Below are 12801 nucleotides of genomic sequence, written 5' to 3'. Positions count from 1 at the left end.
GGCCGGCTCCGGAGCGTGACCGGGCCCTCCTCGCGGTCGCGGCGGGGGCGCCCGTCCCGCGCTACCATTCCTCGTTGACCGAGGAATCTGGAGCGCCCATGGCCGTCGCCCGGCGAACTTCCCGCGACATCCGCAGCGATTCGCGGCTCATCGTCGTCCGGGCGCTGCTCGCGGCCGGCGAGTCGACCCGGGCCGCCCTCGCCGAGGACACCGGCCTGAGCCCCGCCACGGTCTCCGCGGTCGTCGGCGACCTCCTCGGGTCCGGCGTCGCGGCCGAGGCCGGGCTCCTCAGCGGCACCGTCGGCCGGCCCACGACCGGGCTGCGGCTCAACCCCGACCGCGGCCGCGTCGTCGGCGTCTACGTCGAGGACCGGCACTTCCAGGCGACCGTGTTCGACGCCGCGCTGCGCCGCCTCGCCAACGTCCACGTCACCGCGCCCGCACCCGTCGAAGCGGCCGACGACGTCATCGACCGGATCGCCCGCACCCTCGACACCGCCCTCGCCGAAGCCGGGGCCTCGCACGAGGACGTCCTCGGCGTCGGGGTCCTGCTCCCCGGCGGCATGCAGCGCCCCGTGAAGTCGGCGCTCGCGCCCGACGCGATCTGGCTCCACCTCGACCGCCTGCGCGACCGCCTCGGCCTGCCGGTCGTGGTCGACAACCCGCTCAAGGCCATCGCCGCCGCGGAGCTGTGGCTCGGCGCCGGGCGCCGCTGCGCCAGCGTCGTCGTCGCGAACCTCGGGGAGGGCGTCGGCGCGGGCATCGTCCAGGACGGCGCGGTGGTGCGCGGCGCCACCGGCACCGCGGGGGAGTGGGGGCACTCGCTGCTCGTCTTCGACGGGCGCGCATGCCAGTGCGGGCGTAGAGGTTGCGCGGAGGCGTACGTGGGGGTGCCGGGCATCCGGCGGACCCTCGCCGAGACCGCGCCCGGCCATCCGCTGCTCGACGTGCCGCTCCCCGGGTTCGCCGCCGCGCTCGCCGCGGCGGCCGAGTCCGGCGACCCGGCCGCGGCGTCCGCGGTCGAGCGGACCGCGCACTACCTCGGGGCGGCGCTCGCCGACCTCGTCGCGATCGTCAACCCCGAGGTCATCGCGCTCACCGGTTGGGCCGCAGCGGAACTGGGCGCGCTCGTGCTGCCGGTCGCCGAGCGGCGCGTCCGCGACGACGCCCCCGGCGACGCCGCGGCGTCGCTCGTCATCGAGCCCTCGCACAGCTCCGGCATGGAGGGCATCGCCGCGATCGCGCTGGAGCGCTTCATGCGGGACGCGGGCCTGGTGACCACCAGGGTCCTCCCGGCCCTGTAAGGCTCAGGCGCGCCCGCGCGGACGGCCGCCGAACGCGGAGAACAGGAGCAGGACCACGCCGGCGAGCACGGCCGTCGCGGCCGCGGCGACCCCGGAGGTCGCGAGGGTCACGGCGCCGCCGACCACGGCCAGTCCGATGAGGGCCCAGCCGAGCTGCGTGAACACGGGCGCGTCGAACGCGCGGGCGAACGGCAGGAAGTGGGCGCCGACGATGAGCACGACCCAGCACACCGTCAGCTCCGGCCGCTCCAGCACGTTGTTGATGAGCGCGGCGCCCACCGGGATCGCGACGACCATGGCCGCGACGCAGATCCAGTAGGTGCGCATGGCCTTGCGCGACGGCGGCTCGCCGCCGGGGCCCGGACGGCGCGACACGGCCCAGAGCACGAACGCGAACGCGGCGACCCCGGCGATCCGCAGGATCAGCGGCAGGGGCCCGGGCAGTCCGCCGGCGTTCACGAGGATGAAGACCAGTCCGCCGATGGCGCCGATCAGGGCGCCGAGTTTCTGTCCTAGCACCGAAGGATTAAAGCACGCGTGTGCGAATGCGCCCCCGGCTCCCGGTAGGGGTGTCAGCGCAGGCGCACCCGCAGCGACGCGAGGTGCGGGCCCGCGGGCGCGGGTACGGCCGCCACGTCGGCGCACAGCGCCACCTCGGCGGTCTGCCCGGCCTCGGCCCGGAAGCGCAGCCGGTGCTCGGTCACGTCCACTTCGGTCGACGGTCCGATCTGGCTGCGCGGCAGCGGGACGCGCACCGTGAGCTCGTGCTCGCCGGGGGCGACCCGCAGCCACGAGCGGGTCCAGCCGGCCCGTACGGGACGCCCGTCGAGGCGCACCTCCGGTGCGGGGACCCACGGGCGGCACCCGGGGACCTCCGGTTCGCCGATCCGCACGGTCCGCCAGCGCTGCCACAGGTCCGGCCTCCCCCCGGCGAGGGCCGCGACCGCCTCGGGGGCGTGGTGCGCGAGCTCGAACCGCAGGTGCAGGCCGAGTCCCGCCCAGCCGGGCGCGGGCGCCATCCGCGCGGGCTCGTCGGCGTCGAGGACCACGGGCGCGTCGCCGATCGCGTTCGGCGCCATCACGACCCGTCGCAGCCGGGCCTGCTTGGCGAGGGAGGCGACGACGACGCCGACCCCGATCCCGAGGCCGACCGCGACGGCGCCGACCACGGGCGCGTACGCGAGCAGGCCGGGGGCCGCGAACGCGATCGCGGCGAGGGCCGCCGCGAGCACGAGGCCCGCGGCGGTGAACACGACGGCCCGGTTCGGGCCGCCGCGCCGCACCGTGAACGAGGTGAGGTCGCGGACGTCGTTGCCCGCCAGCGAGTACCGGTGCGCGGTGTCGCCGATGACGCTCGCGTAGTCGAGTTCGACCCGCTCGCCCGCGCGCACCTCCACCACCCGGTAGCAGCGCGAGTGGCTGCCGGCGACGGCGATCAGGTACTCGCCCGGCGCGAGCGCGAGTTCGGTGACGCCCCAGCCCCACGAGGCCGGGACGCCGTCGACGCTGACGACCGGGACCAGCGGCCGGGAGGCCCGCAGCGACGGCTGCGCGTCCCGCGGGTCCTGGTTGCGCCAGGCCGTGCGGACCACGACCGCGCCGAGCGAGGAGTCCACGGCAGACGGTCGCAGCCCGGTGCCGGCCCGGACCGCCGCGGCCGCATCGGGATGCGGCCGGGCGGCCCAGGCGCGGAACGGCGGGAACGCCTTGAAGGCGCGCAGGCGCCGCAGTCCGGGCAGGAACGGCCAGGAGGCGAGCACCGCGACGGCCAGCAGGCCCAGTGCCACGCCGGCGGTGTCGTCGGTGCTCATCCCCGGACGGCTACTTCCCGGCCCAGTCGGCCGCCGGGTCGTCGGCCCACGTCGGCTTCTCCCAGGTGCCCGCGGGCTCCTCAGCGCCCTCGGGAGTGTCCACATAGGGGATGAAGTCGAGGTTGCCGGGGTCGACGCCGTACGTGCCGCGGGGGTCGTTCTTGCCGTCGAGCGCGCCGTCCTGCGCGATGTCGTTCGCGTTCAGCCCGGCGTTGTACAGGCCCTGGCCGCCCACGAACAGGTGGTTGAGGCCCGGCGCCACGTGCCGGCCGCCCGAGGGGGCGGCCGCGTTGCGGAGCGCGAGCTGGGCGAGGCCGTTGGCCATGTTGAACGCGGTCGGCCCGACCATGTCGAGCGGGTTGACGACGTTGCCCTGGCTCGCGAGCAGGCCCCACGAGGCGGTCATGCCGCCGCCGATGAACGCGGCGAGCCCGTTCCCGAGCGCCAGCAGCGCCGCGTCGAGGGCCTTGAGGACCCCGAGCCCGGTGGCCGCCACGGTCATCGCGGCGGTGCGGACCGCGACGGCGGCCGCGGCGGTGAGCGGGAACGCCTGGAGCGGCCAGTAGACCAGGGCCATGGCCATGAGCGCGGTCGCGAGCGCCGCGTAGGCGGTGACCATGACCGCGAGGAGGGCCGCGATGGTGAACAGGGCCAGGCCCACCTCCAGCGCGAACGCCGCGATGGTGAACAGCTGCACGGTGACCTTGCCGGACTGGTCGAGGAACGCGTCGCAGTCGTCGCCCTGCCACGTGTCGGCCTCCATGGCGCCGACCTCCTCGTCGAGGCCCTGGCCGGCCTTGATGTACTTCTCGGCCAGCTGGAGCCAGTAGGCGCCGACCATCATGATCTGGCCGGGGTTGCACTGGTTCATGTAGATGATCCGGGCGATCTGGGTGCACGAGGGCCCGAAGGTGAAGGCGGGCAGGACGATCTCGACGGCGGCGATCGGGGAGACCATGCCGAACGCGTCCATCATGCCCTGGAAGCTCTTGGGGTCGGGGGCGCCGATTGACATTGGGCGGATCCTTTTCGGTCGGAGGAGTGCTCGTTCAGCGGAATGAGGTCGCGCAGGTCTGGTCGGCGTCCTCCCAGGAGGTCGCGCACCCGTCGAGGTTCTCGTTCATGGTCTGGAAGCACTCGGCGGCGCCGGTGACCATCTCGTTCATGTAGCTCACCGCGGTGGTGTACGCGAGCGCCAGCGACGGCGCCACGGAGGTGTAGAGCGTCTGATCGATGCTGCGCAGGTTCGGCAGGATCTCGTTGGCCTCCTCCAGGGTCGGGGTGACGTTGGCCTGGATGTCGGCGCCCAGCTGGCGCACCGAGGCGGGGTCGATCTGGGTCATGGCGTCCTCACTCGTGCAGTCGTCGGATGGTGTCGTCGTGCTGGCGGCGCAGGTACTCGGACTGGCCGAGGATCTTGCGGCCGTAGGCGTTCATCTCGGCGGGCAGGCCGCCGACCTGGTCCATCGAGAGCGGCAGGCCGAGCCCGTCGATGCGGGCGCGCTGCCGCTCGCGCAGGTCCGCGGCGGCCTTCGCGGCGGTCTCGGTGACCTCCTTGGCCAGGGCCTCGGGGCCGAGCTCGCGGGCGTGGATGCCCAGGAGCACCTTGGCGATCGGGTACTGGGCGGTGGCCTCGACGGTGACGGCCTCCTCGGGCCCGTCGGCGCGGCCGACGACGCCCTCGCCCTCGACCTGCGCCGCGCCGCTGCCCCCGGGGCCGAAGCGCTCCAGCACCGCGATGGCCATGTCGAGGCCGGCCATCGGGAAGTCGCCGCCGAGGGCGAGCCGCGACATGGTCCTGGGGTCACTGGGGTCGGCGGCGGGCTGCTCGGCGCCGTACTCGGTGCGCTTGCGCTCGATGACGGCCTCGAGGCCGTCCTGGCGCAGGCCGTCGCGGAGGTTCTTCAGCTCGGCCAGCGCGTCGGCGGCCGAACGGGACTCGTGCGCCTGGTCGTCGCGGGCGGCGTCGGCCGCCTCGCGCGCGGTCCAGGTGATGAGGTCGGCCAGGTCGCGCGCGGGGAGCCGGGTGGCGTCGGCGCTCAGGTGCACGACGGGCGCCTCGGCGCCGCCGACGACGGTCACGGTGCCGCAGGCGCTGGTGTACGAGGGCGGCGCGGGGTCGTTCTCGCTCAAGGGGGTCTCCGTCCTTGTGGGTGCGGGCGAGGAGGGCACGGGGACAGCGTAATCCGACGCGTCTTGACGGAATCTTGACAACCCTTGACTCCGTTCATGTCCCGTTTCCCCTCAGCTGGGGTTCCTGTGCTACGGACCGGCGCTGCAACGTGTCTCAGATCACGTGAAGACGCGGAAGGCCCGGGGGTGTCCCCCCGGGCCCTCCGTCGGCGTTGCGGTGCTTCAGTTCCCGGCGATGGCGCGGCCGGCCTCGCGGGCGGCGTCGAGCGCCTGGCGGTGCTCCGCGGCGGCGAGGTCGCGCAGGCCCTCCATGCCCGGGGTCGTGGCGGCGAGGGTGAGCTCGCGCTTGACGACCGTCAGGTCCGCGCCCCACAGGTCGCCGACGACGCGGCGCAGGTACGGCGTGGAGTGGTCCCAGCCCTCGCGCGGGGCGCCGGGGCCGTAGCCGCCGCCGATGGAGGTGACGAGCACGGTCGGCGTGCCCTTGAGGACCGGGGTGGCGGCGCCGGCGCCGGAGATGACGAGGTCGGCCCAGGTCTTGAAGTGCTGGGAGACGCCGTAGTTGTAGAGCGGGACGGCCAGGATCGCCGCGTCGGCGGCCTGGATCTCCTCGGCGAGCTCGGCGGCGAGGCGCAGGGCCTCGCGGTGGGCCTCGCCGCGCTCCTCCTCGGGCGTGAACGCGCCGAGGGTGGCGTTGGTCCACGCGTCGGCGGGGAGCGGGTCGGTGCCGAGGTGGCGGCGGACGACGGTGCCGCCGGGGTGGGCGGCGGACCATTCGGCCTCGGCCAGGTCGGCGATCTCGGCGCTGGTGGAGGCGCCGGGCAGGATGCTGGCGTCCAGGCGGAACAGGTTCATGCGTGGTGCTCCTCGAAGCGGGTGGACCGCGGTGCGGTCGGCGGAAGTGCGCAGTGGCGGGCACGGCGTCGGGCCCGTCGCCAACTAAACGGACTTTACCCCGCTTATATTTCCGGCAGGTAGATTGATCCCGTGGACCGACCCGTCGTACCTCTGGGCAAGCCGCGCGCCGAACGCGCCGACGCCAGGCGAAACCGCTTGCGGCTCTTGGCCGTCGCGCGCGAGATGATGGACGACGGCGGCGCCGCGAGTGTGACCATGGACGCACTCGCGGAGCGGGCCGGGCTCGGCAAGGGCACCGTCTTCCGCCGCTTCGGCACCCGCGCCGGGATCTTCAAGGCCCTCCTCGAGGAGGAGGCCCACCGCTTCCAGGAGCTCGTGCTCTCCGGCCCGCCCCCGCTGGGCCCCGGCGCCGGCCCGGTCGAGCGCCTGACCGCCTACGGCCGCGTGCGCATCGCGTTCCTGGTCGACAACCTCGACGTCGCGCAGGCCGCGATGGAGCCCGGCGCCGGGCACCCGGCCGCGGAGGTCGACCTGACCCTCGTCCACTTCCGGATGCTGCTGGGCAGGGCCGACCTCGGCGTGCGCGACCCCGAGAGCCTCGCCGTGCAGCTCGGGGCCGCGCTCGAAGGCCCGCTGCTGCTGTACCTGTCGTCCTCGCGGACCACCGAACCGCCGCCCGCCGAAGCGGGCCGGCGGCTCGCCGACGCCTGGCAGGACCTCGTGGAACGCCTCTTCGCGACCGCCGCGGACTAGCGGCGCGCCCTTGTGGGGGACCGCCGCCCGGGGGCCGCGAAAATGGTGCCGGACCGCTCTCGCTTTTCACCGCCGAGGGGACTAGTCTGATCGAGTTGCGTGTGCAATCCGACAACCCGTTTTGGAGGACCGCACATCACGGTTGAGGCCCCCGGCATCCCGTGCGGCGCAAGCGCGTCAATTCCCGTTTTGAGCGAAACGCCTTTCGTCCATGATCCGACATCACCCGTAGTGAGTAATGCGACACTCACTTTCCGGAATCCTCCTTAGGATTCGATCATGGTCCCCGCTCATATTCCGACACCGCCGGTCCCCGGACCGGCCCACTCCAACACCTCCGCCGGCGCCGCCGCGCGGACGATCGCCGGAACCCCGGCGCCCTCCACCGCCGCGGCAGCGCCCGCCGGCCCCACCTGGACCCAGGAGGTCTAGACGTGGAACTCAATTTCGACGGCGACTTCATCCGTCAAGCCGTCGCGATCCTGCTCAGCGCGAACCAGCTCGTGGCCTACTGGCTCGCGGGCAACAAGAACAACCTCGGGTGGCTCCTCGGCGTCCTCGGAGGCATCCCCTGGATCGCGTTCATCGTCGTCTGGGACGTGTGGGGCCTGGCCCCGCTCGTCATCGGGCTCCAAGTGATCTACATCCGCAACCTGATGCGCTGGTGGCGCGAGAGCCACAGCGCCGAACCCGTGCTCGACGCACCCGTGGTGGTGGCCCCGGCGAAGGTCGGAGCGCCTTCCGCCTCCTGACGCGGGCCCGCCGGAGCGGACCGCGGAGGGACGGCCCCCGAGGGCCGTGCGGCCGCCCGGCGAACCATCGAACTCCATCGTGACAGCAGACTGGTCGATCCGGCGGCGCCGGGCGGTGAACCGCACCGCCCCGCCGCCGTCGACCGTTCTGCGCATATCCCGTTGCGCGGCTGTGACAGGATCGGCTCATGCTGCGATTCACCGACTTCATCATCGACTGCCCGGACCCGATGGCCCTGGGGGCGTTCTACGCCGAGGTGACGGGCCGCCCGCTCAAGGCCGACAGCACCGACTTCTGGGCCGCGATCGCCTTCGGCGAGACCGATCTGGCCTTCTACAAGGTGGACGAGTACCGGGCCCCGACCTGGCCGGAGGACGAGCACCCCAAGCAGTTCCACCTCGACTTCGAGGTCGACGGGTTCGCGGCCGAGCAGGAGCGCGTCACCGCCCTCGGCGCGACCCTCAAGCAGGAGTTCGTCAACGACGAGGGCTACGGCTGGCAGGTCTACACCGACCCGGTCGGGCACCCGTTCTGCCTGTGCCGCAACCGGGGCTACGACTGGTCCTAGGGGGTGCCCCCGCCCTGGCGGCCGTTCGCGCCTGCCCGGAGCGCCGCGAGCCATTCGGCGCTCAGGCGCTCCCCGTCCGGGAGGTCGTCGCCGGGCTCCCAGCGCCACGCGACGATCATCGCGAGCATGAGGAGGCGGCAGTCGCGCACCAGCTCCGGGTCCGCGGCGGGGTAGTGGTCGGCGACCTCGTCCGGCGCGTGGGCCAGGTCGAACTCGACCGGCCCGACGCAGGCCGTCTCGAAGTCCACGAACAGCGGCCCCTCCTTCGCCGCGAGCAGGTTCCCCTGGTGCGGCTCCCCGTGCAGCAGCTGATCGGTCCCGCGGCCGGCGACGGAGGCGCCGAGGTCGCGGAGCACGCCGACCAGGAGCTCCCGGTCGTCCTCGGCCAGCCCGGGGGAGGTCCCGCGGTCGGCCACGATCGCCAGGGCCGCACCGACGCGCTCGGTGAAGTGCGGCGCGGGCGCCTCGACACCGCGCATCCCCGCGTGCAGCCGCGCCAGCGCGTCCGCGTACGCGTCCGCCGGGACCTCGGGAGACGCGGTCTCGTAGAACGTCCACAGTGTCACGTCGAAGCCGTCGCGGGCGTGGACCCCCGGCGCCGCGACCCGAGCCACCGGGCAGCCCGCCTCGGCGAGGCGCTGCGCGAGCGCGATCTCGAAGCCCGCCACGCCGTGCGCCGCGGGCGCCACCCGGGCGAGGACGTCGCCGGGCAGCAGCCGCACCGACAGCTTGTTCGAGTCGTGCAGCACGATCGCCACGTCGCCCCGCAGCCCCAGGCCGTTCCCGACCGCCCTGGCCGCCTCGACCGCCCGCCGGCGCTCCGGTTCCCGCATCCCCTGGCCCCTCTCTCCTGAAGTCGGACCAGGCACACGCTATCGGCATCGAACCGGTGCGGCCCAGTCCTTTTCCGGGGCCCGAAGCGGGCCCGCCCACCTGCGGGGAGCGGGCCCGCCGGCGTCCGCGGCAGGGGGTGGAGCGAGAGAGCGCCGCGGACGGGCCGGAGCCGCGCCCGGGATCAGGCGGCGTCGAAGGCCGCCTGGAGCGCCGCGGGGTCGAGCTTGCCCATGCGCAGCATCGCCGCGACGACCGCCTGCGCCTTGACCTGGTCGGGGTGCTGCTGGAGTTCGAACATGAGCGTCGGCGTCACCTGCCACGACACCCCGAACCGGTCCTTCAGCCACCCGCAGGGGCCCTGCTCGCCGCCGTCGGAGAGCCGCTCCCAGTAGTAGTCGACCTCCTCGCCGGTCTCGCACTGCACCATGAGCGAGACCGACGTGTTGAAGCCGTCGCCCGCGCCGCCGTTCAGCGCGATGTACCGCCGGCCCGCCAGCTCGAAGTCCACGGTCAGGACCGTGCCCTCCGCCCCCGGCCCGGCCGACCCGTTCAGCACGGTCCCGAGGATCCTCCCGTCCTCGAACACCGACGTGTAGTACTCGGCCGCCTCCAGGGCCTTCCCGTCGAACCACAGGAACGTGGTGATCTCCCGCATCCGTCGCACCTCTCCGCATCGCCGCACTCCCGCCCCATCGGCGGTCGGACCGGTGATCCGGCCCGGAACCGAAGCTATCGCCCGCCCCCGCGGCCGGGCTTGAACAAATCACGCGTCCGCGACCTGGGGCGCGCGTAAGGCACCCCGCCGCTGGGCACACTCCTCCCTCACCGGCCGGGCTCCCCTGACCCCGGCCCCTGCCCCCTGCCACCGGACACGCGCGGAGGACGACATGGCCACGACACTGACCGAAGCCGACGCGGCCGAGCACATCGGCCGCACCTGCTTCACGACCGGACCCTCGCGGCGCGTCGGCGTCGAGCTCGAATGGCTGGTCCACCCCCGCGACGACGACGAGACCGCCTGGGACCTGCCCTTCGGCGGCAAGGTCACGCGCGAGGCCGGCGGCCAGGTCGAGCTCAGCTCCCTGCCCGCCGACGACCTCGCCTCCTGCGTGGTCGCCGTCGAGACCGACCAGGCCGCGCTCGCCGCGGCCCTCGCCGAGCGGGGCCAGTTCGTCGTCGGCGGCGGCTTCGACGGCGTCCGCGACCCCGTGCGGCAGATCGACGACCAGCGGTACCGCGCCATGGAGACCTACTACGACCGCAGCGGCCCGTGGGGCCGCATGGTCATGTGCGGCACCGCCTCCATCCAGGTCAACCTCGACGCGGGCGACGACGAGGCCGAGCTGCGCCGCCGCTGGGACCTCGCCCACCGCCTCGGCCCGGTCCTGGTCGCCGCGTTCGCGAACTCGCCCGTGATGGACGGGCGCCGCAGCGGCTGGAAGTCCACCCGCCAGGCCCTGTGGACCAAGCTCGTCCCCGACTGGGGCCACCCGATCTCCGACGAGGGCGACCTGCGGGCCGACTTCGCGCGCTTCGTCCTCGACTCCGAGGTGATGTGCCGCCGCTGCGACCCGCCCGGCGAGTGGACCGCCCCGCCCGGCCTGACCATGCGCTCGTGGATCAGGGACGGCGTCGACGGCGACCGGCCCGCCGTCGAAGACCTCGAGTACCACATGACCACGCTGTTCCCGCCCGTGCGGCCGCGCGGCTGGCTGGAGCTGCGGATGATCGACCAGCAGGAGGGCGACGGCTGGATCGTCCCCGCCGTGCTCGCCACGACCCTCGTCGACGACCCGGTCGCCGCCGACGCCGCGTACGCCGCCACCGCCGCGCTGTGCGGCGAGCGGAACCAGCCGTCCGCCTCGGTATGGGAGCAGGCCGCCCGCATCGGCGTCGCCGACCCCGACCTCGCCGGCGTCGTGCGCGACTGCTTCACCATCGCGGCGGAATCCCTGCGCCGCACCGGGGCCTCACCCACGCTGCGCGCGGCGCTGGCCGAGTTCCGGGCGCGGTACGTCGACGCCGGGCGCTGCCCCGCCGACGACCAGATCGACCGCCTCGACTCCGGCGCCCCCGAACCCCACCTGGAGGCCGCCCCGCTGGCCCACGACGCCACCGGGCGGCCCTAGAGCCCCGGCCCCGATCGCCGGAACCGTTCCCGGAGCGGCCGCCGCGTGTCTACGGTGACGAGGGCGGCTGCTCCGCCGCCGTGCGGCGGGCCGCCCGCCGCGGGAGCGAGGGGAGGAGCCGCGATGGGCGAGGAGGACGCCCGCTTCGCCGAGGTCCGGACCCGGGCCGGGCGCCTGCGCGGGCGCTGGCGCGGCGAGCCGGGGACCCCCGGCGCGAACGCGGTCTTCCTCGGCATCCCGTTCGCCGAGCCCCCGACCGGCGTGCGGCGCTTCATGGCCCCGGTTCCCAAGGCCCCGTGGGACGGCGTTCGCGACGCGCTCGAACCCGGGCCCACCCCCTACCGCAAGGGCGGCTCGCCCGCGCTCATCCCCGAGGCGTACATCCCCGGCGACGAGACCCTGAACATCGACGTCTTCACCCCCGACCCGGGCCCGGGCGCGCGCCTGCCGGTCCTGGTGTGGATCCACGGCGGCGGCTTCACCGCCGGGTCCCCGGCCTGCCCCTGGTACGACGGCGCGCCGTTCTGCCGCGACGGCGTCGTCACCGCCAACGTCTCCTACCGGCTCGGCTTCGACGGGTTCGGCTGGATCGAGGGCGCCCCCGCCAACCGCGGCGCCCTCGACTGGCTCGCGGCCCTCGCCTGGGTGCAGGACAACATCGCCGCGTTCGGCGGCGACCCCGGCCGGGTCACCGTCGCGGGCCAGTCCGCGGGCGGCACCGCCGTCCTCGCCCTCCTCGCCGCGCCCCGCGCGCAGGGCCTGTTCGCCCGCGGCTGGGCCCTCTCGCCCGCTCCCGCCTACGGCTCACCCGAACGCGCGCAGGCGTTCTCGCGGCAGATCGCCGAACACGCCGGAGCCGAGCCGAACCTCGAATCGCTCCTCGGCGTCACCGAGGCACGCCTGCTCAAGTCCCAGCGCAAGGCCGTGGGACTGCGGCAGGGGAACGTCGCCAAGTCGATCACCTCCGCGCTCGCGCACGGGCTCCAGATGGGGCCGGTCGTCGACGGCGACCTCCTCCGCGACACGATCCCCGGAGCGATCGCGGCCGGGAACGGCGCCGCCGTCCCGCTCGTGGTCGGCACCTGCGACGACGAGCTCACGCCCGCGCTCCGCGACGCGAAGCGGTTCCTGCGCTTCCTGCCCGCCGGGCCCCTGCTCGGCCGGGTCGGCCTTACCGGGAGGGCCCGCCGCGCGTGGATGGCCGACAACGCCGACGTGCGCTGCCGCGGGACCGCGGCGGTCCTCGCCCGGTACACGACCGACCGGGCGTTCCGCGCGGGCGTCCTCGACCTGCTCCACGCCCGCGCCCGGGGCGGGGCCACCGCGACGTGGCTGTACCGGTTCGCTTGGCGCACACCGGTCTACGACGCGGCCGTGCACTGCCTCGACCTGCCGTTCTTCTTCGACCACCTCGACGCGAGGGCCGCCGACCGCGTCACCGGCTACGCCCCGCCGCAGGCCCTCGCCGCCGAACTCCACGGCGCCGCGGTCGCGTTCGCGGCGACCGCCGACCCCGGCTGGCCCGCCGCCTCGCCCGCGGCGCCCGTGACCCGCGTCTTCGACGTGCCGTCCGCCACGGTTCCCGACGGCTACGTGGGCGCCCGCGCGCTCACCGCCCCGGAACCGGCCCGGCGCTGAGCCGGGTCAGGGCCGGGTCA

15 protein-coding genes are annotated in these 12801 nt (G+C 74.6%); 7 read left to right on the top strand and 8 right to left on the bottom strand.

Features of this window, described 5'->3' with window-relative positions; translation table 11 throughout:
* Positions 1-74: 74 nt before the first annotated feature.
* Complete coding sequence (locus tag BLS99_RS03075; protein WP_218126189.1) at positions 75-1304, top strand: ROK family transcriptional regulator; 1230 nt, start codon at positions 75-77, stop codon at positions 1302-1304.
* A 3-nt stretch (positions 1305-1307) separates the two neighbouring features.
* On the opposite strand, the gene BLS99_RS03070 is transcribed toward BLS99_RS03075, so the two are convergent.
* From BLS99_RS03070 to BLS99_RS03045, 6 genes are all read right to left on the bottom strand, one after another.
* Positions 1308-1823, bottom strand: coding sequence for a hypothetical protein (locus tag BLS99_RS03070; protein ID WP_091043286.1), 516 nt, complete (start codon positions 1821-1823; stop codon positions 1308-1310).
* Positions 1824-1876: 53 nt separating this feature from the next.
* Positions 1877-3115, bottom strand: coding sequence for a hypothetical protein (locus tag BLS99_RS03065; RefSeq protein ID WP_091043283.1), 1239 nt, complete (start codon positions 3113-3115; stop codon positions 1877-1879).
* A 10-nt stretch (positions 3116-3125) separates the two neighbouring features.
* Complete coding sequence (locus BLS99_RS03060) at positions 3126-4130, bottom strand: hypothetical protein (protein ID WP_091043279.1); 1005 nt, start codon at positions 4128-4130, stop codon at positions 3126-3128.
* Between the two features lie 34 nt (positions 4131-4164).
* Positions 4165-4458 carry a hypothetical protein gene (locus BLS99_RS03055; RefSeq protein ID WP_091043276.1) on the bottom strand — a complete coding sequence of 98 codons (294 nt, stop codon included), beginning with the start codon at positions 4456-4458 and terminating at the stop codon, positions 4165-4167.
* A gap of 7 nt (positions 4459-4465) precedes the next feature.
* Positions 4466-5248 carry a hypothetical protein gene (locus BLS99_RS03050; RefSeq protein ID WP_091043273.1) on the bottom strand — a complete coding sequence of 261 codons (783 nt, stop codon included), beginning with the start codon at positions 5246-5248 and terminating at the stop codon, positions 4466-4468.
* A 222-nt stretch (positions 5249-5470) separates the two neighbouring features.
* Positions 5471-6103, bottom strand: coding sequence for an FMN-dependent NADH-azoreductase (locus BLS99_RS03045; RefSeq protein WP_091043270.1), 633 nt, complete (start codon positions 6101-6103; stop codon positions 5471-5473).
* A gap of 132 nt (positions 6104-6235) precedes the next feature.
* Here BLS99_RS03045 and BLS99_RS03040 point away from each other — a divergent pair, with 132 nt between their 5' ends.
* The 4 genes from BLS99_RS03040 (at position 6236) to BLS99_RS03030 (ending at position 8180) form a co-directional block, all read left to right on the top strand.
* On the top strand, positions 6236-6859 hold the full coding sequence (locus BLS99_RS03040; protein ID WP_091043267.1) for a TetR/AcrR family transcriptional regulator: 624 nt from the start codon (positions 6236-6238) through the stop codon (positions 6857-6859).
* A 279-nt stretch (positions 6860-7138) separates the two neighbouring features.
* Positions 7139-7291, top strand: coding sequence for a hypothetical protein (locus BLS99_RS26005; RefSeq protein ID WP_176953184.1), 153 nt, complete (start codon positions 7139-7141; stop codon positions 7289-7291).
* Positions 7292-7293: 2 nt separating this feature from the next.
* A complete protein-coding gene (locus BLS99_RS03035; protein WP_091043263.1) occupies positions 7294-7611 on the top strand; it encodes a hypothetical protein in 318 nt (105 codons plus the stop codon).
* 188 nt (positions 7612-7799) lie between these two features.
* Positions 7800-8180: a VOC family protein gene (locus tag BLS99_RS03030; protein WP_091043259.1), complete on the top strand. Its 381-nt coding sequence runs from the start codon at positions 7800-7802 to the stop codon at positions 8178-8180.
* Here BLS99_RS03030 and BLS99_RS03025 read toward each other — a convergent pair.
* Both BLS99_RS03025 and BLS99_RS03020 read right to left on the bottom strand, forming a co-directional pair.
* A complete protein-coding gene (locus tag BLS99_RS03025) occupies positions 8177-9013 on the bottom strand; it encodes a phosphotransferase (protein WP_091043256.1) in 837 nt (278 codons plus the stop codon). The two genes, BLS99_RS03030 and BLS99_RS03025, sit on opposite strands and share 4 nt — an antisense overlap.
* Before the next feature lie 182 nt (positions 9014-9195).
* Positions 9196-9669: a VOC family protein gene (locus BLS99_RS03020; RefSeq protein WP_091043250.1), complete on the bottom strand. Its 474-nt coding sequence runs from the start codon at positions 9667-9669 to the stop codon at positions 9196-9198.
* Between the two features lie 232 nt (positions 9670-9901).
* On the opposite strand from BLS99_RS03020, the gene BLS99_RS03015 reads away from it, so the two are divergent.
* Together BLS99_RS03015 and BLS99_RS03010 are read left to right on the top strand one after the other, a co-directional pair.
* Entirely contained in the window at positions 9902-11143 is a 1242-nt protein-coding gene (locus BLS99_RS03015) for a glutamate-cysteine ligase family protein (RefSeq protein ID WP_091043245.1), read from the top strand.
* A 123-nt stretch (positions 11144-11266) separates the two neighbouring features.
* Positions 11267-12781, top strand: a complete 1515-nt coding sequence (locus BLS99_RS03010; RefSeq protein WP_091043241.1) for a carboxylesterase/lipase family protein — start codon at positions 11267-11269, stop codon at positions 12779-12781.
* The last annotated feature ends 20 nt before the right edge of the window (positions 12782-12801 follow it).

The sequence above is a fragment of the Glycomyces sambucus genome (assembly GCF_900102815.1).
In the GTDB taxonomy this organism is placed as follows: domain Bacteria; phylum Actinomycetota; class Actinomycetes; order Mycobacteriales; family Micromonosporaceae; genus Glycomyces; species Glycomyces sambucus.
Note: the sequence above shows the minus strand (reverse complement) of the source record. Positions and strands in the feature narration are given on the sequence as shown.